We start from the raw sequence: 22,239 nt of genomic DNA, 5'->3' as shown, positions 1-22,239 counted from the left end.
AAGGCCGATGGCAAAGCACCCATGGAAGCGATGCGGTGCGTGAAGCGACGGCTGTCCGACATCGTCTATCGCCAGCTGCTCAACGACGCGCTGGCGCAGACACAGACAGGCCCGGGAGGACACCGGGGAACGTCTACTAACTCCAGCGTGACCGGCTCACATCCCCACGCCGGTTCTTCGGACAAGTCACTTCCCGGGCCCGCCACCGACGACCATACGCCCACGCACACAGCCCGTTCTTCACCCTCGTCCCCGCGCCCGCTCAGCAGCGCCGACCCGCAGCCGGCGTCAAGCGCACTTTGCTTGACACCGGCGAGGACCGGCGCACCCTGACCAAGGCGGGAAACGAGCACCTCCTTGACACAGAGGGGAGCCAGATCCGGTTGTTCGTTCGCGTCGACCATTGGGTCGGCTAACAGCCAGCGAGAACGTATCGGACATCTACATGGCCGGGCAGGATAGGTGAAGCGATGAGCTCGGGCGCTGCGGCTGAATCAGAGCTAGGGTCCCGTGTATGGACATGCTGAAGGGCGAACAGATCGCCGAGGCCAACCTGACCGACTGGCGCAAGCTCGCCCAGGGACTGCATGCCCGGTACGTGGTCGACGACTTCGGCGCCGGCGCACGGTTCGTCGCCGCGGTGGGCGAGGCGGGCGACGCGCTCGGCCACCACCCGCGCGTGTCGATCGGCAATGGGTACGTCGACCTCAAGCTGGTCACCGACGACGCCATCTACCGCGACGACGAGGGCACCGAGCACGTCGTCGAATGGGTGACCCAGCAGGACGTCGACCTCGCGCGACGGATCACCGAGATCGCCGCCGACCACCAGTTCGACGCCGACCCGGCCTCGGTCAGCGACATCGAGCTCGGCCTCGACACGGCGCACTCTGCGACCATCGCCCCGGTGTGGGCCGTCCTGCTGACCGGGAGCGCTGAAGCCCAGGGCCGCGGAACCCCCAGCGACGAAATCCGAGACGCCACGGCACGGGTACCGAATCTGTGGTTCGGGGACGCCGACGAGCACGAGACCCCGCGTCAGCGGTTCCACATCGAGGTCTATGTGGCGCCCGAAGTGGCCGAGCAACGGATCGCCGCCGCCGTCGCCGCGGGTGGGACCGTCGTCGATGACAGCAACGCGCCCTCGCTCACCGTGATCGCCGACCAGGACGGCAACAAGGGAATCGTCTGCGTCGACGTGTCCGCTGCGAAGAAAAAATGAAACGACGACTCGGTTGACCCGCGGTCGCGGCCCAAGTCGACCACCTCGCACAAGCTGACACTCTGACGTGACCGACTCGCGCACATCGGCTACTTGACCGCGCGCTGGCAGCGGCTATGAGCGGACGTACGACGGTCAACAGCGCCAGCACGTCACCGCGGAATCGGGACGGGCGCCAACCGCAATCGTCGATATCCTGGCGGGCATGGCCATCGCTCGCTTGCCCCTCATCGCTATCGACTGTCCCGATCCTGGTGCGCTCGCCAGGTTCTACGGCGCGATGCTGGATTGGAAGATCGACGTCTCCGCCGACCGGGCTTCGGTTTGCCCTGAGGACGGCCAGTGCATCGCCTTCCACCGGGTGGCTGATTACACGCCGCCGACGTGGCCGGCCCAGGAGCGGCCCAAGCAGATGCACCTCGACATGCTCGTTGACGACCTCGACGCAGCCGAGGCGAGAGTGATCGATCTCGGTGCAACCAAACATCCGGACCAGCCCGGTACGTCCTACAGGGTCTTCGTGGACCCTGCAGGTCACCCCTTCTGCCTTTGTCTGGAATGATCCAGAAGGGAGCCGTCGGCGTAGCGTTCGCACTCATCGGGAATTGAGCGCACTGTCGGCGGCATGTCCGGAAGACTATCGAGGCACTACTGCTCGCAGCGCCGACGCGCGAGATGGACGGTGATGTCCGCGGCAATCTCGACCGTCTCAGGCAGGACCTGCATGATCCGGCGATATACCTGCTCTTGCTCCGAGGTCGGCAATTCGAGATAAGCCGAGACGGTCGAGAGATGGCCAACGTAGTCGCGAGCACTCATCGTCAAGCGCCGCTCGATCACGGACTGCTGAGCATCGGCGAACCACTCAGACCGTTGGAGCTCCGTACCCGGCCACTGCATGTCATGTCCCGGAGGCGTCCCATCTGGAGACGGAACCTCGTCGCTCTCCAAGAACGGTGCCCGGGCCGTGCGAACAGCTTCCGCAACAGCCGGGTCAGCCAGCTGGACTGGTCCAGCGAACGAGGCAAACACGCCACCCGGCTCCAGCAGCGCGGCCATGCGCGACCACCGACCCTCTGGGTTCGTCCAATGCAGCGCCGCTGCCGCATAAACCAGCCCGTAGCTCTCGCCCGGTCGCAAGTCCTCGAACGCGGCTTGCACGGTCTTGAGGTTTGCTGGCACGTGCTTACGCAGCTCGGCGAGCATGGCCCCGTCAGGCTCGGTCGCGGTGACCGTGACACCCCGTTGAGCGAACAGACGGCTTGCTTTGCCTGTCCCAGCGCCAATCTCGAGGGCGGTCCGAACCGGTTGACCCGCGTACGCCATCACCATGTCGACAAGCTCCACGGGATACCCCGGCCGGAACCGTTCGTATGCTTCCGCCATCACTCCGAAGCTCAGTGCGCGACCGGACATGCCGAGCATCCTGACACGATCTGCGCCGACATGCTCGGTCTTTTCGCGCGACCCCGCCCGATCATGGGCAGCGGAATTCTGAAGCAACGACGATCGCTCATCGGCAAGACAGGACGTTTGCGCAGCAGCGTTTGTTCGGTAATGCATCTGCTCGCCGAGGACAGCCGGCACGCGTGACCGCCAGGACGTTCGAGACAGAGCACCCACGCGCAACCGTCAGGTGGGTGCGCACCGGCGTCATCGAGGATGGTCGCCGCGGTCTTGTGGGAAGCACTGTGGGGATCCCGAAACCCGCCCTGGCCGACGATTCAGTCGGTGGCCGGGGCTGGAGTTGGTGCCTCGATGTGGTGGCGGCGGACCAGGAGGAGGGCGGCCACGATGAGGTAGGCCAGGATCGCGGCGGCTGCTCCGGCGTACGGGTTCTGGTCGACGAGGACGACGGTGCCGGTGAGGATCGAGAAGTCGAAGAGGCCGTGCAGGATCGAGTTGACGGCGTTGGTGCCGGCGACCCGGCGGGTCAGGTAGAAGAAGTAGCCGGCGCAGCTGACCGCGAGAGCCTGGGGGATGGCTTGTGCGCCGTGGGTGAGGGAGTTGGACAGGTGCACCGCGCCGAAGATGACGCTGGACCAGAACGCGACCTTGCCTTCTGTCAGGCCGTGCGCCCGGAGCGTGGTGACGCCGATGCCGCGGAACATGCCTTCCTCGCCCCAGCCGACGAACTGGGTGGCGATGAACAGCGCGAGGACGTATCCCGCGGTTTTGTCGCCGAGTGCGGCGTAGTCGATGGCGGCCAGACTGCACAAGGCGAAGGTGATCGGCACTACCCAGACCCATCGCCGTACTGGCCGATCGTCTCGGAGTACCGGGTGCCACCAGCCCAGTACGGCGACGACCGCGTAGGTGAAGACGAGGGCCGCTCCGAGCGGGATCCACAGGTTGTAGATCACGCCTTCGGTTGTCGTGGCCGTGTCGTCATGGTCGCCAACGTGTTCGACGAGGATCCCGCCGCCCTGGATGATCGCCAGGTACACGATGACGACGACCCCGAATCCCCAGTAGGGCAACGGCTTCCGGGCCCGCGGCTGATCTGCCATGCCGAACGGTAACAGCCGGCGGCGGACCAAGTGAGGATTTTCTGGTCCGGCTGCCAGATGTCGTAGGTGTCCAGGCGTCAGTCGGGAATCAGGCTGAGATCACGGGCACGTCGCACGGCCTCGTTCCGGCGTGAGACCGCTAGCTTGCGAAGGATGTTGCGGACGTGCGAACGGACGGTGTTCACCGAGATGAACATCGTCGTCGCGATTTCCTCGGTGGTCAGCAACTCGGACAAGTAACCGAGCACTTCCAGCTCCTTCACCGTGAGTGGCGCGAGATAGCCCTCGTCGCGCACCTCGTTGGTGCCACTTCCCGCCGGAATGCTTCGCTGGGTGAGAACCCTGCGACCCGAGTCGACAACGGATCCGAGCAATGCCTTCCGATCGGACGGCGCTGCGTCGGTTTCCAGGAATCGCCGGACGGCCGGAGGAGCCTCACGGAACGGCCGCCGCAGATCCTCCGGCCCAGCTAGGCGCAGAGAGCGGTTGAGCGCGATCCTCGCCCGTCCTGGCTGTCGACGGTGCAGCTCGTAGGCGACTTCCAGCAGTCGCCCACCCACGAGGGTCTGCAGCGGGATCTCCTGGTTGTCGTTGTCCAGGATCGCGGACACCGACTTCTCCACGCCGACCCAGTCTTCCAGTTCCAACTGTGCGTGGCCGAGGACCAGCGACCTGCTGGCCTCATCCCGGTCACTCGGCTGGCCGATCATGCGGATCGCGACCTCGGGATCGCCCTGCACGACCGTCAGCATCGCCATTTCGAGCTGGAGCAGCTCGAAGGCCCAGCCGGCCTCGCCTCGCGATCGCGTGCCGATCGTCTCGAGCAGGTCGATCGCCTGGGCCACTTCCCCGCGGGCGCGGAGCAGGCGGGCCTGAACGATTGCCGACGACGCCTGAATTACCGGGTCCTCGCTCACGTCGTACGAACGGAGTGCTGCTCTGAGGTGTTCGCGACTGGCACGGAGGTCGTAGCGTTCTGTGCTCACCAGGGCAAGAGCGATCTCTGCCGCCGGCGGCCAACCCACTGACGGGAGACCGGTCTGTTGGGCGACGGACGCCGACTGCGACGCCCAGTCCTGGGCACGACGAAGCTGACCTTGGTGGGATTCGATCAGGGCCAGGTAGCCGAGGCACGACACCGTCAACGCATCACATCCCGGTGCCCGCAGGCGGGCCGCCGACGCGAGGGACTCCCGCGCATCGTCGATCTTGCCGTCGCGCAGCAGCGCAATTCCCTTGCTGGCGTGGACGAGCGCGGTCAGCTCGGGGTGTGCGACGACCTTCTCGCGCTCCAGCCTGCTGAGCTCCTCTTGCGCCAGGTCGGCGTGGGCGACGGTCTCCGGATCGTCGAGCAGACCTGATCTGACGGTCTGGACGATGTCGGCTGACAGCTCGACAGCGCGACTGTGGGCCGACTCCGGTGCGGCTGTCTCGCCGACACGCCCCAGTTCCTCTGCGCAGCGGTCGGGTTTGTGGTCAGCCAGCGCCAGCGCAGCCCTGACGACCGAGGCGGCGGGGTCTTCGATGTCGCGAGGCATCTTCCTGAGGTCGTCGCCCAGACCGCTCGGGTCGTTGCCCAGCAGAACCTTCCCGATGGCGAGGTCGTCGATGACGTACGCGGAAGCATCGCTCCAAGCCCCGACGGCTGCAGTCAGGCCAACGGCGGAGCGGAGAAATCCCTGGCGCGCGTACCACTGAGCGGCCTTCTTGTGCAGTCGGACCTGGCCGCGAGGTGATCGATGGGCGAGCTCTGCGCGCAGGAGGTCACGCAGGAGAGGGTGGTAGCGATACCAGCCAGGGTGATCCGACAGCGCCTCGACGAGCATGTTGCCCCGTGCCAACGAGGCGAGCGTGCGCCCGGCCGACCGTCCGGCGAGCTCCTCGATCAGCCCGGGCTGAAGAACGTCGACGATGCTGGTGCGCAGCAGCAATGCCCGCACCCGCGCGGGTTGTGTCTGCAGCACCTCGGACATGAGGTATTCAGCGATGTTGCCCGTGTCGCCGGCCAGCTGGTCGACGGCCTCGTCCGGATTGTCGCTCCGCTCGAGGAACATGCTCGCGAAACGCAGACCCGCGGCCCAGCCCCTGGTGCGGTGGGTGAGTGCAGTGATCGAAGTCGCGCTCAGACTGATCCCCGACTGCCGCACCAGCCGCGACGTCTCCTCCTCGGTGAATGCGAGATCCGCCATCCGCACCTCGGTCATCATCTCGGCCAACCGATAGCGGTGCAGTGGGAGCACCGGGTCGACACGGGTCAGGAGCACGACCCGCAGGCGCTCACCACTGTGTCGCAAGAGGAAGTCGATGCCGTTCGAATCCTCCGTGGTTGCCAGCTCGTAGCCGTCGAGTACGAGGGTCACCGGATGTGTCTGCCCGGCGAGCGCGCCGGCGAGCCTGGTGAGCATCCGGGAGTGTGCGCGCGGGGTGTCGTAGCGCGCGACCGGCAGGGCCACGCCTAGCTGGCGGAGTGACTCATGGACGTGCGGCCAGAACGCCGTGGCCGGCGTAGTCCGCTCCTCGAAGGTGACCCACGCCGTGCCGCCCGGAGCTCGGCGCTTCGTCGCCCAAGAGGCGACCAATGCGGTCTTTCCACTGCCGGCGGGAGCGCTGACCAGGGTGAGCGGGAGCTCGGCACCGCGATCCAGCCGCGCCGTCAGCCGCCGGCGTTCGACGTACGCCCTCGGAGGGCCCGGGATCGCAAACCTCACCGCCAGCAGAGGGTCGTCTACGTCCCCCTCGGCAGATCGCATCGCATCCATCATCCCCACCAGACTTCCTCGTGCCGCCGTGGGATCTACCATCTCGCGGCGCTCGACCGACGGCATCACCCGATCCGGGTGTCGCTGGTTCAGGCGTCCCCCGATGCCACGACCGGTGGGGAGCGCAGTGCCGCGGTGAGTCCGGCCGCGCTGAGGCCGAGCAGGTAGAGGGGGACGCAGACGGAGAATCCGTGCTGGGCCAGCAGGCTGGCGACGACGGGGGCAGAGCCGCCGATCAGCGCCGTCGCCAAGCCGTACGTCAGCGCGATGCCGCTCGCACGGACGATAACGGGGAACCGCTCCGCGATGTGCGCGGAGATCACCAGCGTGCCGAGAAGAACCCCGATCGCGAGGTCGGCCACGAGCAATCGAAGCATCGAGCCCTGGAGCACCAGCTCATACAGAGGCACTGCGAGCAGGCACAGGAGCGAGGTGCCGGCCATCAGTAACGGGCGTCTCCCGACCCGGTCGGACAGCAGCCCGAACAGCGGTGCCGCTGCTGCGGCCGCCGCCAGCCCCGCTACCGCGCAGGCCAAGGCCACGGGCAGGTCGTGGATGTCCTCCGCGACGACGTGCGACGGCAGGAACACGAACCAGATGTTGAAGGTGCCGGAGAGAACGCTCACCAGGGCGAAGCCCGTCCAGACAGCCGGAGCGTGCTCGCGCCAGGCGGCCTGGATGGTCGGACTGGCCCTCGACGACCCCGCCGCGCTCCTGTCTGCACTCCTGCCGGCCCGCTCGAACGGGGTCGTCTCGCGAAGGCGCAACCGGATGTAGAGGCCGGCCAGACCCAGTGGAAGAGCGACGAGAAACGGGATCCGCCATCCCCAACGCTGGAGATCGGCCATCGACAGCGTGGCCGAGACGACCACGGCGGCCGTCAGGCCTGCGGTGAACCCAAGCGCAATGGTCGCCGTGTGCCAGCCTCCGTAGTAGCCCCAACGACGCGGAGGTGACGATTCGAGCAGGTAGGCGATGGATACGCGGATCTCGCCTCCGGACGCGAATCCCTGCACCAGGCGGAGGACCACGAGGCACAACGGTGCCAGGACCCCGACCGCTGACCAGGGCGGCAGCAGCCCGATCGCAGCGGTGGCGCCGGCCATCAGCAGGATCGTGGCCGCCAGCAGGCGGCGTCGCCCGACCTGGTCCGCACGCATGCCGACCAGCAATGCACCGACCGGTCGGGCCAGGAACGACGTCGCGAACACTGCGAAGATCGCTGTCAGCCCGCCGTTCCCGGGGCCCGGCCGTAGCAGGACGGCGACGAGGACCGACGCGAGTGCCCCGTAGACCGCGAAGTCGTACCACTCGATGGCGTTGGCGATGCAGGTCGCGATGATCGGCCGACCGCCACCTCTGACTGGGAAGGTCACGCCATCATCGTGAACCGAGCCGCCCGAAGCGGCCTGGCCCGTTGCGGGTGGTATTCGGCGGACCTCACGTAGCATGTGTACCGATCTGGCTGATCCTGGGGCGTGCAGTCCGGCCTACTGTGTGGGACTGGCGATCGGCAGCAGCACCCGCAACCCGACCTGTCTGGCGACAGCAGTTCGAGCAGGGAGCGGGCGGTCGACAGGGTCGGGGGAATATGGCAATCGGTGCGGCAGGACGTCTACCGCTGCCTCCGGCGCCGGCGGAGTTCGAGTTGCTGGCGACGAAGCTGGCACGACCACGGGTGCCGTCCTCGTATGTCGCCCGCCCGAAGATCAATCGCTTGCTGGATGCCGGGACCTGCAGACCGATGACGGTCGTGAGCGCCGGCGCGGGCTGGGGGAAGACGCTCGCAACGGCTTCCTGGGCGGCCTCCGGACCTACTGCCGGCCCAGTGGTCTGGTTCTCCTTGGACGAGAGCGACAACAACCCAGTGTCGTTCTGGTCCTATCTGGTGACGGCCATCCGCAGCGCGGTGCTGATTCCCCGCGGCAACCCACTGGCCGAGCTGGCGCCGGGACTCGGCAGCGAGGACGAGAACTTCCGCCTGCTCCGCGCGGGCCTGACCGGGCTGCGCGCGCCGGTCGTCATCGTTCTCGACGACTTCCAGGTCCTGCATGAACCGATCGTGCTCTCGCGCCTGTCCGAGCTGCTGCGGCACCCGCCGCCCCAGTTGCGGCTGGTGCTCCTGACACGGGCAGATCCCGCCCTGCCACTGCACCGGCTCAGGATGACGGAAGATCTCGCCGAGATCCGATTCCCGGATCTCGCGTTCAGCGTCGCCGAGGTGTCCTCGCTGCTTGCCGCCGAGGGTCTCCTGGTTGCTCCACACGAGGCCCAGTTACTCGTCGACCGCACCGAAGGGTGGCCGGCCGGGGTGCGGTTGGCCGCGTTCTTCCTCAACGGGCTGGAGCCAGGCCGGACCCCGGCGGACTTCGCCGGCGACGACCAGGCGGTTTCCGACTACCTGGCCGCGGAGGTGTTCGAGAACCAGCCACCTGAGCTGCGGAGGTTCCTGCTGCGGACCTCCGTCGCGGAGCGGCTGAACAGCGGACTGGCCGAGGTGCTGTCCGACGAGCCTCGCGGTCTGCAGTTCCTGGAGATGCTCGAGAAATCCAACGCTTTCGTGGTCGGTCTCGGCCCGGATCGGCAGTGGTACCGGTACCACCCGATGCTTCGCGAGATGCTGCACCATCGGCTGGCGGTCGACGAACCAGAGCGCCTGCCCGGCCTGCACCGGCGCGCCGCCCTCTGGTTCGCTGAGAACGGACACCCGCTGGAGGCGCTGCGGCAAGCTGCCGAGGCGGCCGACTGGCAGCTGCTGGGCCGTCTCTTCGTCAGGCAAGCCATGCATTTGCTGGTTTCGTCCGAACGGACAGAGCTTGACGCCATCCTGGCTCGCATCCCCAGCCACCTCTTCGCTGACGGCCCGGAGCTGGCGCTGTGCGCCGCTGGGCGCCTGATGTTCGCCGGCCGCCACGAAGACATACAACGGCAGATCGACTTCGCTCAGGCGCGATTGGGCACAACCAGTCCGGAGTCACGGACCCCCACGTACATCGCGATCCGGATGCTTTCACTGCCTCCCGCACGGGTACGTGGCGATATCGCGGCCGTGATGTCGGCTGCATCGGACGCCTGCGAGGCGCTCGCCGGGCCGGGGCTGTCCATGCCGGCCGCGGACCAGTACCGGGCCGTCGCGCTGGGAAACCTTGGTACTGCGTTGCTCTGGTCCGGTCGCCTGGCCGACGCCGAAGCGTGTCTGCTGGATGGCCTTCGCGTTGCCGAGGCGACCCGTCTAGACGTTGCCCGGATCAACGTACTGGCGCATCTCGGGCTGCTTGCCGCTTCATCAGGTCGCCTGCAGCAGGCCTTCGGGTTCGCCGCTCAGGCAGTCGCGGCCGTCGAAGCTCGCGGCTGGGCGCCGATGCCACAGGCGGCGACCGCATACCTGGCCCTGGCCATGGTCCACTTCCAGTGGAACAACCTCGACGACGCCCGCAGATCGCTGGGCGAGGCCCGGACGGCTTCGGCGGAAGTCGCTTCCACATACGCGATCGGCCTCGCACAAGCTCGGCTGGACGCCTCTGTCGGCAGAGTGGACGCCGCACGAGAGGAGTTGTCGCGCCTGAGGAACGAGTTCGCCGAGTGGGCGCCACCGGTCTTCATCGCACGATGGCTCGCGATCACCGAGGCCGAGATCGACCTCGCGGCCGGTGACCCAGGCACCGCGCTGACCAGGTTCGGGTCTCCCGCCGACCGGACGGCGCCGTTCGCTCGCGAGCAGGTCTGCCTCGCGCGAGCGTTTCTGGCCCGCGGTGCGCCACACCGGGCCGAGGAGATTCTCGCGCGCCTTCGTGACGAGTCGGTCGAGCGCAGTGCCGTCGTCGAGGTGTGGCTGCTGACGACCTTGGTGGCCGGCCGGTTGCGTGAGGACAATCGCGCCGCGGAAGCGCTCGGCCGCGCGCTGGAGGCCGCTCGACCGGAGGGGGTCCGAAGACCGTTCCTCGTCCTGGATCCCGAGCAGCTACCTCGTCTGCTGACCTGGCTGGAGCACTCGGGGCCAGATCTCACGGACTTCGCGGACGAACTCCTGGTCGACATGGGCCTCCTCAGGTCACCCGGCGCTCCAGCCGGCGCGCCGGCCGAACCGCTGACCGACCGTGAACTGATTGTTCTGCGGTACCTGCCGACGATGATGACGAACGCGGAGATCGCGTCAGAGCTCTACGTATCTGTCAACACGGTGAAGGCACATCTCAAGCGGATCCATCGGAAGCTCGACGTCGGCTCTCGTCGGCAGGCCGTCCACCGGGCCCGCGAACTCGGACTCCTGGCCGAGTAGTCAGCCGATTCCGTCGCGCACCGCAGGTCGACGCTGCCCCTCGCTAGGCCGGCGGGCTGACCCGATAGAGGTCCTGGACGACTACCCCCGCAGATTCGAAGAGGCCGACCAGATCCACCAGATCCAGGTCGCGGTCAGGAGGGACCTGCATCCGGATGACCGTGCACGCCTCGATCGCGGCGAATCGCTGTCCGGGGAACGCGGCGCGCAACAACGGACCCATCGGGCCGGCGACGGTGAACTCGTACGCCGTACCGCACTGGCGCTCGATCATGGTGACTCCTCAAGCTTTGGCCCTTCGTCTTCGGGTGAGGCCACCGATCGCACTTCCACGAGGTCGAGACCGAGTGCACGCAGGCGCTGCAAGAACCCGTGCAACGCAGCCTGATCGGTGAACCTGCCGGTCAGCACTGTCCTCAGCTCCAGTTCCACGGCTGTGACGTCGCCGAGCTGGGCGAGAAGCCCGGCCGACACCGGGCCGACAATGCGGATCTCGTAGGTTGTCAGTGTCATCTGCGTCTCCCTCCGGTGTCGTCCTCCACGAGTCATGAAGCGGATCTCGCGGCACCGTGCGGTCTTCGTTGCCACCATCGGACCGTTGGTTCGCGGATCTGTCGTCATCCCTGACGTATGACCGCAGACCTGTCAGTCACGGGCGCTCGACGATCCAGGTCGTCGAATCGTCGTAGGGGGGGTCGAGACCGGTCAGGTGCAGCCACTCACCCGACCTCACCCAGGCGGTCCCGGCAGTCGGCGAGTATGACGCAGAGGGTGGCGCCGAGCGGTCAGCTGATTGCTCGTGAGTGTGGTCGGCGGGCATGACCAGGGCCGACCACGCCGAGAACAGAACGAGGATCACCAGCATCCACGGTGGCGAATCATCCGTGCCGGGTGATGCCGCTGGGCCCGTCGGTCGGGAGCTGCGTGCAGCTGCAGTCAGCAAGCTTGGCGTCGCGATCGCCCGATCCGAGCAGCGCTCGTCCGTACGTCGCGGCGCCGACCGGCGTTCGACGTCCGCATGCCGGGCAATTTCGAGACTGCGCGATCGGTATGTCCAGCCAGGCCTGGTTCGAGCCCCGGCAATTCACCCCACCGGGATGAAGCCGCGTCACGTCGTCTTTGCGACCGTCGACGCACACCTTGGGACGGAGTGGGTCGATGGTCGATGCGACGTACGAGCTGCGGGTGGCGGGCGCCGTACCGGAACAAGACCTTCGAGATCTGGGTGCCGTGACGCTGGCGGTCGATCAGGTGAACACCATCCTCTACGGCATCCCGGATGAGTCGGCGCTTTATGGCCTGCTGTCACGACTCCGGGCGCTGGGCATCGAAGTCGTCGAGGTTCGCCGAGTACCGGATGCGACGACGTTGGCATCGACCGAATGGGTCGCCGTCGAGCCTGGAGAGGTAGACGACGGGAGCGAGTGAATGCCGGGAGAGCTCGAAGTACAAGGTCCTGAGCATCCGTAAGGTGCCACAGCGGGTGGTCTGGGCTCATACGAGTCTGTCCTCCGTCTGTGGTAGCGAGCCTGGGTGAGGCGAGCAGTAGTCAGTTCCTGTGTATCTGATCAGCGTGGGCGGGTCTCCCATGCCGGCAGATGGGGCTCGTCGTTGTGCACGATGATGTCGGCGTGATCGGTCGGGCGGGTCGTGTCGAAGTAGAACTGTTGGGAGGGTATGTAGCGGCTGCGGTAGCGTCGCTCGACCTCGGTGGCGGATCTGAACACGGTCTGGTCTCGGGTCCGGGCGCGATCCAGTGTCTTCTCGAAAGCGGCGGACACGAAGATGCGCAGGTCCCACTGGTCAATCAGCTCCGGGCGCAGGAGGAACACGCCGTCGAAGAGCAGCACGGCGTCGGCGGGTGCCGTCGTGACCGGCTGGGACAGTGCGGTGTCCGTGTCCCTGTCGTAGACCGCCTGCTGGAACCTTCGGTCTCCGGCCGGGCCCAGCGGATCGAGCAGAACCCGGTGCAGCGCCTCGAAGTCGAAGCTGTCGTGATAGCAGCCTTCGGCAGAGTCCTCGCCGCGCCGATAGCGCTGTGACCGGGGGGTGAGGAAGTCTTCGATCGTCGCGCGGATGACTTCGCGGCCTTGCGCGCGCAGGACGACGGCGAGCTCGTCAGCCAGCGTGGTCTTGCCGGCGGCGGGCGGTCCGTCGACGGCGACCCGCGTCGGGTGTGCGATCGTCACGGATCCGACCGCCTCGGCCAGGCGACTGAGCAGCTCTTCGCGGGTGCCGTTGTCCATGTTCTACCGCCGTCCCTGCGTCGTGAGTGTCGCGTCGGGTGCACCCTATGCCGGTCTCGGCGTGTGCCAGGTAGCGTCTGCCTCCTCGCGTTCGACGAGGACGCCGCTCGGGCCGGAAACCGCCACAGCGAAGGCGAACAAGGACTGTCGATCGAGGAAGCCCGCTGTCATAGAGGGCCGACCGCTGCCGCCTTCAGGGGAGTGATCGGGGTAGGCCGAAGGATGGGAGGGCGGTGTTTTCGAAGCGGGTCAGGGCGCAGATGCGGTTGCCTGCGAGGGTGAGGACGTAGAGGCCGGTGCCGTGGCGGATACCGGTAGGAGGGCGCAGGTAGGCGCCGAACGCCGGCTGGCCGTTGGCTCGCGTCGGCACGAGGTCGAATCTGCGGCCTGCGCCGAAGAGGGTGGCGCAGAACTGGGCTACGACGTCTCGGCCCTCGTATTCGAGGGGCAGTGGTGGCATGGACATGAAGACGTCGTCGGTCAGCAGATCCACCAGCGCGTCGATATCGGCGGACTGCCACGCGCTGACGAACTTCGCCACGATCGCATCCTCGGAGGACGAGTCGGCGGCAGGAGGCGGTTCGCGGTCGGTGACCGTCGACCGTCGGCGTTCGAGGCCGGCGCGCGCCCGTTTGAGGGCGCTCTTGACCGAATCGACGGTCGTGTCCAACATGTCGGCCACCTCGCTCGCGTGGAATCCGAGGACGTCGCGCAGGATGAGTACGGCGAGCTGGCGAGGCGGCAGGACCTGCAGGGCGGTCACGAAGGCCAAGGAGATGGATTCGGTCTGCTCATAGCGGGCCTCCGGGCCGAGCGGCAGATTGATCGCACCTTCGAGGAGGGCGTCGGGGTACGGCTCGAGCCAGACGACTTCGCCGAGCCGGGTCGGCTCGGGCGGTTCGACCCCGGGGATGTCCCACTCCTTGGCCGGGCGTCGGCTGGCCGAGCGAAGTGCGCTGAGGCACCGGTTGGTGGCGATCCGGTAGAGCCAGGTCCGGAGCGACGCGCGGCCGTCGTACCCCCCGAGACCCCGCCAGGCGCCCAACAGGGTGTCCTGGAGGGCATCCTCGGCGTCCTGGAACGATCCGAGCATCCGGTAGCAGTGCACTTGTAGCTCGCGGCGGTGCGGTTCGGTCAACGCCCGGAATGCCTCGCCGTCCCCAGCTCGCGCCCTGCTGATCAGGTCGGCTCTCACCAACTCCACTCTGGCCACCTCTCTCTGCGCTTTGTCGCCCTTCCATCCTGTACGGACGCCGGCCGAGTGCCGAAGGGGGCGGTTGACCAGAGCCCCCTTTCCCGATGTCGCGGTGTCTAGATCAGTGGTAGCCGACAACGCCAACAAAGGAGATCGAGATGGGAAAGATCGTCGTCAGCGTGAACGTCACGCTCGATGGGGTCGTCCAGGACCCGACCGGTGACGAGGGCTTCAAACAAGGCGGTTGGTTCGACTTCGAGCGCGCCGGGGAAGAGTGGGCCAGGACCGAGTACGCCGAGGCGCTGGGCGCCGAGGCGCTGCTGCTGGGTCGGCGGAGCTACGAGTGGTTCGCCACCCGGTGGGCGACCCGCACTGGCGAGTGGGCGGACAGATTGAGGAGCCTGCCCAAGTACGTCGTGTCGTCGACGCTCGTAGATCCCGACTGGACCAACTCGAGGGTCCTGAAGGGGGAGACGCTGGACGAGGTCTCGAAGCTGAAGCAGGAACTGGCCGGGGACCTCGTCGTCTACGCCAGCGGTCAGCTCGCGCGCACGTTGATGGAACACGACCTGGTCGACGAACTGCGGCTGATGGTCTACCCGGTCGTGCTCGGGGCCGGCGAGCGCCTCTTCGGCGAGATCAGCGACACGAAATCGACGCGGCTCGTCGACACCCAGGCCGTCGGTGACGCCCTCGTCCTGCTCACCTACGAGGTCGTCCGGGACGCCTGACGACCGCGCCCTCCACCCTTCGCGCCCCACCAGGCGCGAAGGGTGGAGGCTCGTCGCGTCCGGCCAGTACCGAGGCGGAGCGCGCCGAGTGAGCTCGCGGTCAGCCGGGGAGCGATCGGGGGAGGCCGAACCAGGGGAGGGCGCTGTTGTCGAAGCGGGTGACAGCGCTGACCTGGTCGCCGGTGAGCGTGAGGACGAGGAGGCCTGTCCCACGGCGGACGCCATCGATGGAGGTTCGTAGGTAGGTGCCGAAGGCCGGCTGGCCGTTCGCCCGCGTCGGCACGAGGTCGTACAGGCGATCCGGACGCATGACGCTGGTGTAGAAGCCGTGCACAGCATCGCGGCCGTAGTACTCGAGGGGAACGGGGGGCATCGAGACGCGGACGTCCTCGGTGAGCAAGGCGACCAGCGCGTTGACATTGCCGGACTGGTACGCGCGGACGAACTTCTCCACGAGCGCCTGCTCGGCGGGTGAGTCGGGAGCGGGGGGCTGCTCGTCTGTCGGCGGCAGGCGGCGCTGCAGACCCACGCGGGCTCGTTTGAGCGCACTGTTGACCGACTCGACCGACGAGTCGAGCATGTCTGCCACCTCGCTCGCGTGGTACCCGAGAACCTCGCGCAGGATGAGTACGGCGCGCTGGCGAGCGGGTAGGACCTGCAAAGCGGTCACGAAGGCCAGGGAGATCGCTTCAGTCTGTTCGTAGCGTGTCTCCGGTCCGGGCGGTCCGTCGATCGCACCCTCGAGTAGGGCGTCGGGATAGGGCTCGAGCCAGACGACCTCCGAGAGTCCGGTCGGCTCAGGTGGCTGAATTTCGGGCGCGTCCCACTCCTTGGCCTGGCGTCGCTTGGCGGAGCGAAGCGCGTTGATGCACCGGTTGGTGGCGATCCGGTACAGCCAGGTGCGGATCGAGGCGCGTCCCTCGAATCCTGCGAGACCTTGCCAGGCAGCCAGCAGCGTGTCCTGGAGGACATCCTCCGCGTCCTGGAAGGATCCGAGCATCCGATAGCAGTGCACCTGGAGCTCCCGGTGGTACGGCTCGGTCAGCTCCCGGAACGCGCTGCCGTCCCCGGCCCGCGCCCTCGTGATCAGGTTTGTCGTCACCACTCCACCCTCGCGTCGTGTCGCTCACTCCTGGCCGGTCTCCAGTATTGACACCGGCCGGGCCGAGAACTGGGCGGAGTGCGCGCGCCCAGTTTCTCGAGATCGCGATGTCTGCATCTTCGACAGGTCGGAAGCGCTAGCTAGGGGTACGCATGACATTCGCAGACAGATCAGTTCTGGTGACCGGAGCCAATCGCGGTATCGGGCAGGCGTTGGTCGAGGAAGTCTTGAGGAGAGGGGCGAAGCGGGTCTATGCCGGGACGCGTCGACCCCTCACCCATCCGGACGAGCGCGTCACGCCGCTGACCTTGGACGTGACCGATGCCGCGCAGATCCAGGCAGCTGTGGAGAGCGTCGCGTCTCTCGATGTCCTCATCAACAATGCCGGTGTGGCGCTGTACGCCGACCTCGGCGATCGCGCCGCCCTCGAGCAGCACCTCGCCGTCAACCTCTTCGGCAGCTATGACACGACCCAGGCCTTCCTGCCGCTGCTGACTCGTTCCCGGGGAACCATCGTCAACGTGCTGTCGCTGGCGGCCTTGGCGCCCGTGCCGCTCGATCCGACGTACGCGATGTCCAAGGCCGCCGCATTCTCCCTGACACAATCGCTGCGCGCGGCGCTAGCGGGACAAGGCGTGGCGGTCCACGCCGTCCTGCCCGGGCCCGTCGACACCGATATGGGCCCGAAGGGCGACATTCCGAAGGCCTCGGTGGAGTCCGTCGCGCGAGCCATCCTCGACGGCGTGGAGAACGGGGACGAGGAGATCTTCCCCGATCCCCTGTCGGAGTCCATGGCGGAGGGCTGGCGCAACGGCGCGTCCAAGGCACTCGAACGCCAGATGGCGGCGTTCGTACAAGCAGAGCCGGTCAACTCATGAGCACGGGAAGAATCCTGAGCGACCTGTCTAGCAGGACAACGATCGTCGTCGGTGCGAGCAGTGGCCTGGGCCGCGGGATTGCAACGGCCTTCGCCGAGGCCGGCGCCCCGGTGGTCGCGGTCGCCCGTACTGCGGCGCCGTTGGCCGAGCTGGCCACGGCCACCGCCACCATCCAGCCGGAGGTCGCCGACGCCGGCGACGCCACCGTGGCCGCCGACCTTCTCGATCGCTACGAGCCGGAGGTCGTCATCCTGGTGGCCGGCGCCGGCCCGCACATGCGTCCGCTGCACCAGCAGACGTGGGAGACGTTCTCGGTCAACTGGCACACCGATGTCCGGATCGCGTTCCACTGGTTGCGGGAGGCTTTGCTCACGCCGCTGCGGCCCGGCAGCAGGGTGGTCGTGGTCAGCAGCGGTGCGGCGATCAACCGCAACGGGTCGCCGCTCAGTGGTGGGTACGCCGGGGCGAAGGCCACGCAGCGATTCATCACGGGGTACGCCCGAGACGAGTCGCGCCGGGCCGGGCTGGACATCACCGTCACGGCGGTGATGCCCACGATGACGCCGTACGGAGACGTAGGCAGGCGGGGGGTTCGAGCGTACGCGGCTCGCGGCGGCCAGACCGAGGAGGAGTACCTGAAGGAACTGGGGGACCTGCTGACACCCGAGATCGCCGGATCCGCCCTGGTCGACCTGGTGCGCGCAGACCCGGCGACCACCGCTCCGGAGTACCTGCTCACCGCCGCCGGGCTACAGAACCTGCCCTGAATCCTGGGCGGAGGAGGAGCCCGGTCGCGAGGATGCCCGGGACGGCCGGCAGGATCGCCAGGACGCCCCACAGTGGCGGGAAGATCCGTGCGTCGTACTCGGACGACACGAGCAGGAGCACGGCGAGGCCTGCGGTGACCGCGGCGACGATCACGGCCAGGACCGCAGCCGACCGGCGGCGTGAGCGCGCGACGCGCAGTACGAATAGCCACAACAAGGCGTTGACGGTGGCGACGGCGTACACGAGGCCGTAGAGCAGGCTCGCGGACGGCTGCTTGCCGGAGGACGCGTATACGGCATTGGCGTGATCGCTGAGGGTGTGGCCGCTGGCCTGGTCGACGATCGCCGCCACCGCGAGAACAACCGACAGGGCGACCGCCACCAGGACGGCGTACCCGGCCGAGCGCCGGCCGGCGGTCGCCGCCGTCGGGGCAACCGGATTTTCAGATAGTGACTGTCTCATGCAAGTGACTGTACGAAGGTCGCAGACGGCAAGTCAAAGGTTTTGAGGCAGTCACTAGCTGAAGAATGTGGCTGTCTATAATCGGCGAATGGCATCCGGTCTGCGGGAACGCTGGCGAGTCAAAGCCAGGCACACCATCCAGGAGCGGGCACTCGATCTGTTCGACGAGCGAGGGTTCGACGCGGTCACGATCGAGGAGATCGCCGCCGCGGCGGAGGTGTCGCCGTCGTCGGTCTACCGGTACTTCGGAACCAAGGAAGGGCTCCTCGTCGCCGACGAGTTCGACAGCATGAGCCAGGAGGCGCTGGACGAGATCCTGGATCTGGATGATCCCGTCGGCAGCCTGCTGCGGATCGTGCTCGAGTACGAATCAACGGCGGAGCAAACGCCCGAGCCCGAGGAAGGGCCACGCGGCTCGCAGACCGAGAAGAGCCCTTGGCGCCGGGTGCGCTACTTCTTCCAGGAGCCGTCGGTGCGGATGGCCGCGTGCGCGACGCTCGACCGGGCGAGTCAGCGGATCGCCCCGATGATGGCCGGCCGCGGCGACCTCACCGAGACCCAGGCGCGCGTCGCGGCGAACGCGCTCGTGTTCGGCTACTTCGCCGCGCTGGAGCAGTGGTACCTCGACGGCGGCGTGCGCCCGATCGCCGACTACGTCGAGGACGGCATGGCGCCACTACGCACGATCTGGTCGAGCCTCCCCACCCGCTGACCCACCACAACCTGCACAGAACCTTCACGAGTTGGGCGCTCTTTCTGACCAGGGTGGCTCCTAGGGTCGGGCTATGTCAGTCAGCGGAGCAGGCCGCAGGATCCTTGTGGTTGAGGACGAGCCGGTGATCAACCAGGCGGTGACCGACCGGCTGCGCGGTTCGGGGTACGAGGTTGTTCAGGCCTGGGACGGGCCGGGTGCCGTCGCACGGTTCGCCGAGACCGCGCCGGATCTGGTTCTGCTGGACGTGATGCTTCCCGGGTTCGACGGGCATGAGGTGTGCCGGCGGATCCAAGCCGCCCGACCGGTGCCTGTGCTGATGCTGACCGCGCGCGACGACGAGGCGGACATCCTGGTGGGGCTGGGCGTTGGTGCCGACGACTACCTCACGAAGCCCTTCCGGATGCGGGAACTGGTGGCCCGGGTCGCCGCCCTTCTCCGGCGGGTCGACCGGGCAGCTGAGTTGGCTGTCCGCTCACCCACTGAGCTGGGTGACCTGCGGGTCGACGCAGCCGCTCGCCGAGCCTGGGTCGACGACACCGAGGTCCACCTGACACCTACCGAGTTCGACCTGCTGCTCTGTCTCGCCGCCAGCCCAGGTGTCGTACTGACCCGGGAGAACCTGTACGCCGAGGTCTGGGGCTGGCCGGGCGCCTCCGGGACCCGGACCGTCGACAGCCACGTGAAGGCGCTGCGAGCCAAGATCGGCGCGGACCGGGTGCGGACGGTGCATGGCGTCGGCTACGCCCTCGAGCCCGGGAGTACGGCGTGAGCACCCCGCTGCTGGACCAGGTCACGTCGGTCAAGGTCAAGCTCGGGTTGCTCGTCGCGGTCAGCGTCACGGTGGCTTCGATCCTCGCGGCGGTCGGCGCGGTCGGCACCGTGCCCTTGTGGCTGAGCATTCCGGTCACGGTGGCCCTGGCCCTCGGCGTGACCCAGTTGCTGGCGGTCGGGATGACGTCGCCGCTGCGCGAGATGACCGCCGCCGCACGGGGGATGGCCCGCGGCGACTACTCCGCCCGGGTCACGGCGAGCTCGAGCGACGAGGTAGGTGAGCTCGCCAGGGCCTTCAACCGGATGGCCGAGGATCTGGCCGCCGTCGACCGCCAGCGCCGCGAGTTGGTGGCGAACGTGAGCCACGAACTTCGTACTCCGCTCGCCGCCCTCTGCGCGGTACTCGAGAACCTCGTCGACGGAGTCGCCGAGCCGGATCCGGTGACCCTGCGAACGGCGCTCGATCAGGCTGAGCGGCTGTCCGCCCTCGCCTCCGACCTGCTCGACCTCGCCCGCGTGGATGCCGGTGAAGTCCGGCTGTCCACCACGCAGGTGCCTGTCCTCGAGTTGCTGGAGCGCGCCGTCGCCGAAGCACAAGTGAGCAGTCGCGAGGTGCAGTACGACGTACTGGTCACGCCGTCGGACCTCGCTGTCCCGGCAGATCCGGCCCGGCTCCACCAGTTGATCGGCAACCTGCTCGACAACGCTTCTCGGCACAGTCCCGCCGGCGGGGTCGTCCGGATCACCGCCGAGGCCACGAGCACCGGTTGGCGGCTGGAGGTCGCCGACGAAGGGCCGGGGATCCCGGCCGCCGACCGGGACCGCGTCTTCGAGCGGTTCGGGACGCTGGCGGAGGCCGACGGTGGCGGCGGCACCGGCCTCGGCCTCGCGATCGCCCGCTGGGTCACCGACCTCCACGGCGGCACCATCCACTTCGTCGACCCCGCGCCACGCAGTACCGGTGCCCGGGTCCGCGTAGACCTGCCGCGCGAACCACTGCAACCCACTCCCGTCACCAGGAAGGCAGTCATGACGAAGCCGGTCGACAGTCCCGCACCATCCGGACCGTCCACACCCGCCGTACCGCCGAAGCCCGCCGTACCGTCCGCACCCGCTGTGGCTCGGGTGCCGGAGCCGGGCATGGACATGATGTTCGGCAAGTTCTGGCCCGAGGCCGGCCTGTCCGGCAACCTGCGTGCTGTCCTGTACTGCTTGGGCGTCGGCCTGCTGGCCGGCATCGTCCTGCCGTACCGCGACCTCGGCCTCGGCACGTTCGTAGTACTGCTGGCGGCCGGCGGAGTGATCCTCGGATTCAGCGTGAACCGCCGGTCCCGCTTCACCCTGGCCTGTGCCGCGCTCTGCCTGCTCCTGGCTGTGACCGTTGTCGTCCGGGACGCGGAGTGGATCGTGGTGTTGTGCCTGCTGGCGGGTGGCGCGGTCTGCATGGCCGGTTTGGTGAACGGTCGGACCCTGCCTGCCTTCGTGCTCGCCGGGATCGCTTGGCCGCTCGCGGGGTTGCGGGGGCTTCCGTGGTTGGGTCGCTCCGCCCAGGCTGTCAAGGGTTTGCGGGCGAGTGCGGCGGCGCTCCGCACGGTCCTGTGGTCGCTCTTGGGGTTGCTCGTCTTCGGAGTGCTGTTCGCCTCGGCCGACGCGCTCTTCGCCGAGTGGGCGGGCGCGATCGTCCCGGACATCGAGCTCGATTCGTTCGTACTGCGGGCCTTCATCACCGTCGCGGTGGGAGGTGTCGTGCTGGCGGCGACGTACCTCGGTCTGAACCCGCCCAACGTCGAGACCGGGTCCGGCCCGACGAGGCCGGTCGCCCGCCGGTACGAGTGGCTTGCGCCGGTGCTGATCGTGGACGCGGTCTTCCTGGTCTTCCTGGCAGCGCAGGCCACTGCCAACTTCGGCGGGCACGACTACCTCGAGCGGATCACGGGGCTCACCTACGCGGAGTACGTCCACCAGGGCTTCGGTCAGTTGACTGTGGCCACAGCGCTCACGCTGCTCGTGGTGTGGGCCGCCGCTCGCAAGGCGCCGCGTGCGACGGCCGCGGATCTCGCCTGGCTGCGTGGGTCGCTCGGCCTGCTCTGCGTGCTGACCTTGGTCGTGGTCGCCTCCGCGCTCTATCGGATGCACCTCTACCAAGAGGCGTACGGATTCACTCAACTTCGCCTTCTGGTCGATGTGTTCGAAGGCTGGCTGGGACTGCTCGTCCTCGGTGTGATGGCGGCGGGGGTGACGCTCAAAGCAAGCTGGCTGCCGCGCGCCGCGCTGCTCAGTGGGGCCGGTTTCCTCTTCCTGCTGGCCGCGATCAACCCGGACGCCTGGATCGCGCAGCGCAACCTGGACAGGTACGAGACGAGCGGCGAGGTCGACTGGGACTACCTGCAGGGGCTCTCGGCAGACGCGGTACCGGTCCTGGCCACCCTCCCGGCCGATGTGGCCGGCTGCGCGCTGACGGGCCACGAGCCCAGCGACGACGACTGGCTGGAATGGAACTTCGGCCGCCACCGCGCCGAGCCCCTGATCCGCTCCCACCCCACGGCCACCAACTGTGTCAGCAAGCCGGCCGGCTGATTTAGTTGCCAGCAGCATTCGCTG

General features: G+C 67.8%; 20 protein-coding genes. 10 read left to right on the top strand and 10 right to left on the bottom strand.

Going from position 1 to position 22,239, the window contains the following annotated elements; genetic code table 11:
• Window positions 1-514: 514 nt before the first annotated feature.
• Window positions 515-1,222, top strand: coding sequence for a 4a-hydroxytetrahydrobiopterin dehydratase (locus tag EV644_RS05125; protein WP_132186754.1), 708 nt, complete (start codon window positions 515-517; stop codon window positions 1,220-1,222).
• 205 nt (window positions 1,223-1,427) lie between these two features.
• Window positions 1,428-1,784: a VOC family protein gene (locus EV644_RS05120; RefSeq protein ID WP_132186755.1), complete on the top strand. Its 357-nt coding sequence runs from the start codon at window positions 1,428-1,430 to the stop codon at window positions 1,782-1,784.
• Window positions 1,785-1,870: 86 nt separating this feature from the next.
• Here EV644_RS05120 and EV644_RS05115 read toward each other — a convergent pair whose 3' ends face one another.
• The 4 genes from EV644_RS05115 to EV644_RS05100 all read right to left on the bottom strand — a co-directional run bounded on the left by EV644_RS05115 (window position 1,871) and on the right by EV644_RS05100 (window position 7,867).
• Complete coding sequence (locus EV644_RS05115) at window positions 1,871-2,809, bottom strand: class I SAM-dependent methyltransferase (RefSeq protein WP_241997721.1); 939 nt, start codon at window positions 2,807-2,809, stop codon at window positions 1,871-1,873.
• 137 nt (window positions 2,810-2,946) lie between these two features.
• A complete protein-coding gene (locus tag EV644_RS05110; protein WP_132186756.1) occupies window positions 2,947-3,732 on the bottom strand; it encodes a CPBP family intramembrane glutamic endopeptidase in 786 nt (261 codons plus the stop codon).
• Between the two features lie 77 nt (window positions 3,733-3,809).
• A complete protein-coding gene (locus EV644_RS46030) occupies window positions 3,810-6,482 on the bottom strand; it encodes a winged helix-turn-helix domain-containing protein (RefSeq protein WP_132186757.1) in 2,673 nt (890 codons plus the stop codon).
• A 98-nt stretch (window positions 6,483-6,580) separates the two neighbouring features.
• Window positions 6,581-7,867: an MFS transporter gene (locus EV644_RS05100; protein WP_158292743.1), complete on the bottom strand. Its 1,287-nt coding sequence runs from the start codon at window positions 7,865-7,867 to the stop codon at window positions 6,581-6,583.
• A gap of 215 nt (window positions 7,868-8,082) precedes the next feature.
• On the opposite strand from EV644_RS05100, the gene EV644_RS05095 reads away from it, so the two are divergent.
• Window positions 8,083-10,770, top strand: a complete 2,688-nt coding sequence (locus EV644_RS05095; RefSeq protein ID WP_132186759.1) for a winged helix-turn-helix domain-containing protein — start codon at window positions 8,083-8,085, stop codon at window positions 10,768-10,770.
• 43 nt (window positions 10,771-10,813) lie between these two features.
• Here the strand turns inward: EV644_RS05095 and EV644_RS05090 are convergent, their stop codons facing one another.
• Both EV644_RS05090 and EV644_RS05085 read right to left on the bottom strand, forming a co-directional pair.
• Window positions 10,814-11,044, bottom strand: a complete 231-nt coding sequence (locus tag EV644_RS05090; RefSeq protein WP_132186760.1) for a hypothetical protein — start codon at window positions 11,042-11,044, stop codon at window positions 10,814-10,816.
• Complete coding sequence (locus EV644_RS05085; RefSeq protein WP_158292742.1) at window positions 11,041-11,283, bottom strand: DUF8691 family protein; 243 nt, start codon at window positions 11,281-11,283, stop codon at window positions 11,041-11,043. Before EV644_RS05085 ends, EV644_RS05090 begins: the two co-directional genes overlap by 4 nt.
• Before the next feature lie 645 nt (window positions 11,284-11,928).
• Between EV644_RS05085 and EV644_RS05080 the strand changes: the two genes are divergently transcribed.
• The gene (locus EV644_RS05080) at window positions 11,929-12,198 is read left to right on the top strand and encodes a DUF8691 family protein (protein WP_132186762.1); all 270 of its coding nucleotides are present in this window, start codon (window positions 11,929-11,931) and stop codon (window positions 12,196-12,198) included.
• Window positions 12,199-12,338: 140 nt separating this feature from the next.
• Here the strand turns inward: EV644_RS05080 and EV644_RS05075 are convergent, their stop codons facing one another.
• A complete protein-coding gene (locus EV644_RS05075; protein ID WP_132186763.1) occupies window positions 12,339-13,016 on the bottom strand; it encodes a cytidylate kinase family protein in 678 nt (225 codons plus the stop codon).
• A 193-nt stretch (window positions 13,017-13,209) separates the two neighbouring features.
• Complete coding sequence (locus EV644_RS05070) at window positions 13,210-14,220, bottom strand: sigma-70 family RNA polymerase sigma factor (protein ID WP_241997724.1); 1,011 nt, start codon at window positions 14,218-14,220, stop codon at window positions 13,210-13,212.
• A gap of 149 nt (window positions 14,221-14,369) precedes the next feature.
• Here EV644_RS05070 and EV644_RS05065 point away from each other — a divergent pair, with 149 nt between their 5' ends.
• Complete coding sequence (locus EV644_RS05065; RefSeq protein WP_132186764.1) at window positions 14,370-14,942, top strand: dihydrofolate reductase family protein; 573 nt, start codon at window positions 14,370-14,372, stop codon at window positions 14,940-14,942.
• A gap of 100 nt (window positions 14,943-15,042) precedes the next feature.
• On the opposite strand, the gene EV644_RS05060 is transcribed toward EV644_RS05065, so the two are convergent.
• Window positions 15,043-16,044, bottom strand: a complete 1,002-nt coding sequence (locus tag EV644_RS05060; RefSeq protein ID WP_199239635.1) for a sigma-70 family RNA polymerase sigma factor — start codon at window positions 16,042-16,044, stop codon at window positions 15,043-15,045.
• A gap of 179 nt (window positions 16,045-16,223) precedes the next feature.
• On the opposite strand from EV644_RS05060, the gene EV644_RS05055 reads away from it, so the two are divergent.
• Together EV644_RS05055 and EV644_RS05050 are read left to right on the top strand one after the other, a co-directional pair.
• A complete protein-coding gene (locus tag EV644_RS05055) occupies window positions 16,224-16,922 on the top strand; it encodes an SDR family NAD(P)-dependent oxidoreductase (RefSeq protein ID WP_199239634.1) in 699 nt (232 codons plus the stop codon).
• Window positions 16,919-17,689 (top strand): SDR family NAD(P)-dependent oxidoreductase, encoded by a 771-nt coding sequence (locus EV644_RS05050; RefSeq protein ID WP_199239633.1) that lies wholly within the window; start codon window positions 16,919-16,921, stop codon window positions 17,687-17,689. Before EV644_RS05055 ends, EV644_RS05050 begins: the two co-directional genes overlap by 4 nt.
• Here EV644_RS05050 and EV644_RS05045 read toward each other — a convergent pair.
• Entirely contained in the window at window positions 17,658-18,152 is a 495-nt protein-coding gene (locus tag EV644_RS05045; RefSeq protein WP_132186767.1) for a hypothetical protein, read from the bottom strand. The two genes, EV644_RS05050 and EV644_RS05045, sit on opposite strands and share 32 nt — an antisense overlap.
• A gap of 88 nt (window positions 18,153-18,240) precedes the next feature.
• Between EV644_RS05045 and EV644_RS05040 the strand changes: the two genes are divergently transcribed.
• From EV644_RS05040 to EV644_RS05030, 3 genes are all read left to right on the top strand, one after another.
• The gene (locus tag EV644_RS05040; protein ID WP_132186768.1) at window positions 18,241-18,864 is read left to right on the top strand and encodes a TetR/AcrR family transcriptional regulator; all 624 of its coding nucleotides are present in this window, start codon (window positions 18,241-18,243) and stop codon (window positions 18,862-18,864) included.
• Window positions 18,865-18,937: 73 nt separating this feature from the next.
• On the top strand, window positions 18,938-19,636 hold the full coding sequence (locus EV644_RS05035) for a response regulator transcription factor (protein ID WP_132186769.1): 699 nt from the start codon (window positions 18,938-18,940) through the stop codon (window positions 19,634-19,636).
• Window positions 19,633-22,215, top strand: coding sequence for a DUF4153 domain-containing protein (locus tag EV644_RS05030; RefSeq protein ID WP_132186770.1), 2,583 nt, complete (start codon window positions 19,633-19,635; stop codon window positions 22,213-22,215). The genes EV644_RS05035 and EV644_RS05030 overlap by 4 nt, the downstream gene beginning before the upstream one ends.
• Window positions 22,216-22,239 lie beyond the last annotated feature (24 nt).

Source organism: Kribbella orskensis, assembly GCF_004342085.1.
GTDB lineage: Bacteria > Actinomycetota > Actinomycetes > Propionibacteriales > Kribbellaceae > Kribbella > Kribbella orskensis.
This window is presented reverse-complemented; position numbering and strand designations above follow the sequence as displayed.

Excerpts from the sequence above, each read along its gene's own strand:
- EV644_RS05125 (WP_132186754.1), top strand. The coding sequence starts at position 515 with ATGGACATGCTGAAGGGCGAACAGATCGCCGAGGCCAACCTGACCGAC.
- EV644_RS05035 (WP_132186769.1), top strand. The coding sequence starts at position 18,938 with ATGTCAGTCAGCGGAGCAGGCCGCAGGATCCTTGTGGTTGAGGACGAG.
- EV644_RS05090 (WP_132186760.1), bottom strand. The coding sequence starts at position 11,044 with ATGATCGAGCGCCAGTGCGGTACGGCGTACGAGTTCACCGTCGCCGGC.
- EV644_RS05085 (WP_158292742.1), bottom strand. The coding sequence starts at position 11,283 with ATGACACTGACAACCTACGAGATCCGCATTGTCGGCCCGGTGTCGGCC.
- EV644_RS05050 (WP_199239633.1), top strand. The coding sequence starts at position 16,919 with ATGAGCACGGGAAGAATCCTGAGCGACCTGTCTAGCAGGACAACGATC.
- EV644_RS05110 (WP_132186756.1), bottom strand. The coding sequence starts at position 3,732 with ATGGCAGATCAGCCGCGGGCCCGGAAGCCGTTGCCCTACTGGGGATTC.
- EV644_RS05040 (WP_132186768.1), top strand. The coding sequence starts at position 18,241 with ATGGCATCCGGTCTGCGGGAACGCTGGCGAGTCAAAGCCAGGCACACC.
- EV644_RS46030 (WP_132186757.1), bottom strand. The coding sequence starts at position 6,482 with ATGCGATCTGCCGAGGGGGACGTAGACGACCCTCTGCTGGCGGTGAGG.
- EV644_RS05065 (WP_132186764.1), top strand. The coding sequence starts at position 14,370 with ATGGGAAAGATCGTCGTCAGCGTGAACGTCACGCTCGATGGGGTCGTC.
- EV644_RS05045 (WP_132186767.1), bottom strand. The coding sequence starts at position 18,152 with ATGAGACAGTCACTATCTGAAAATCCGGTTGCCCCGACGGCGGCGACC.
- EV644_RS05080 (WP_132186762.1), top strand. The coding sequence starts at position 11,929 with ATGGTCGATGCGACGTACGAGCTGCGGGTGGCGGGCGCCGTACCGGAA.
- EV644_RS05120 (WP_132186755.1), top strand. The coding sequence starts at position 1,428 with ATGGCCATCGCTCGCTTGCCCCTCATCGCTATCGACTGTCCCGATCCT.
- EV644_RS05095 (WP_132186759.1), top strand. The coding sequence starts at position 8,083 with ATGGCAATCGGTGCGGCAGGACGTCTACCGCTGCCTCCGGCGCCGGCG.
- EV644_RS05075 (WP_132186763.1), bottom strand. The coding sequence starts at position 13,016 with ATGGACAACGGCACCCGCGAAGAGCTGCTCAGTCGCCTGGCCGAGGCG.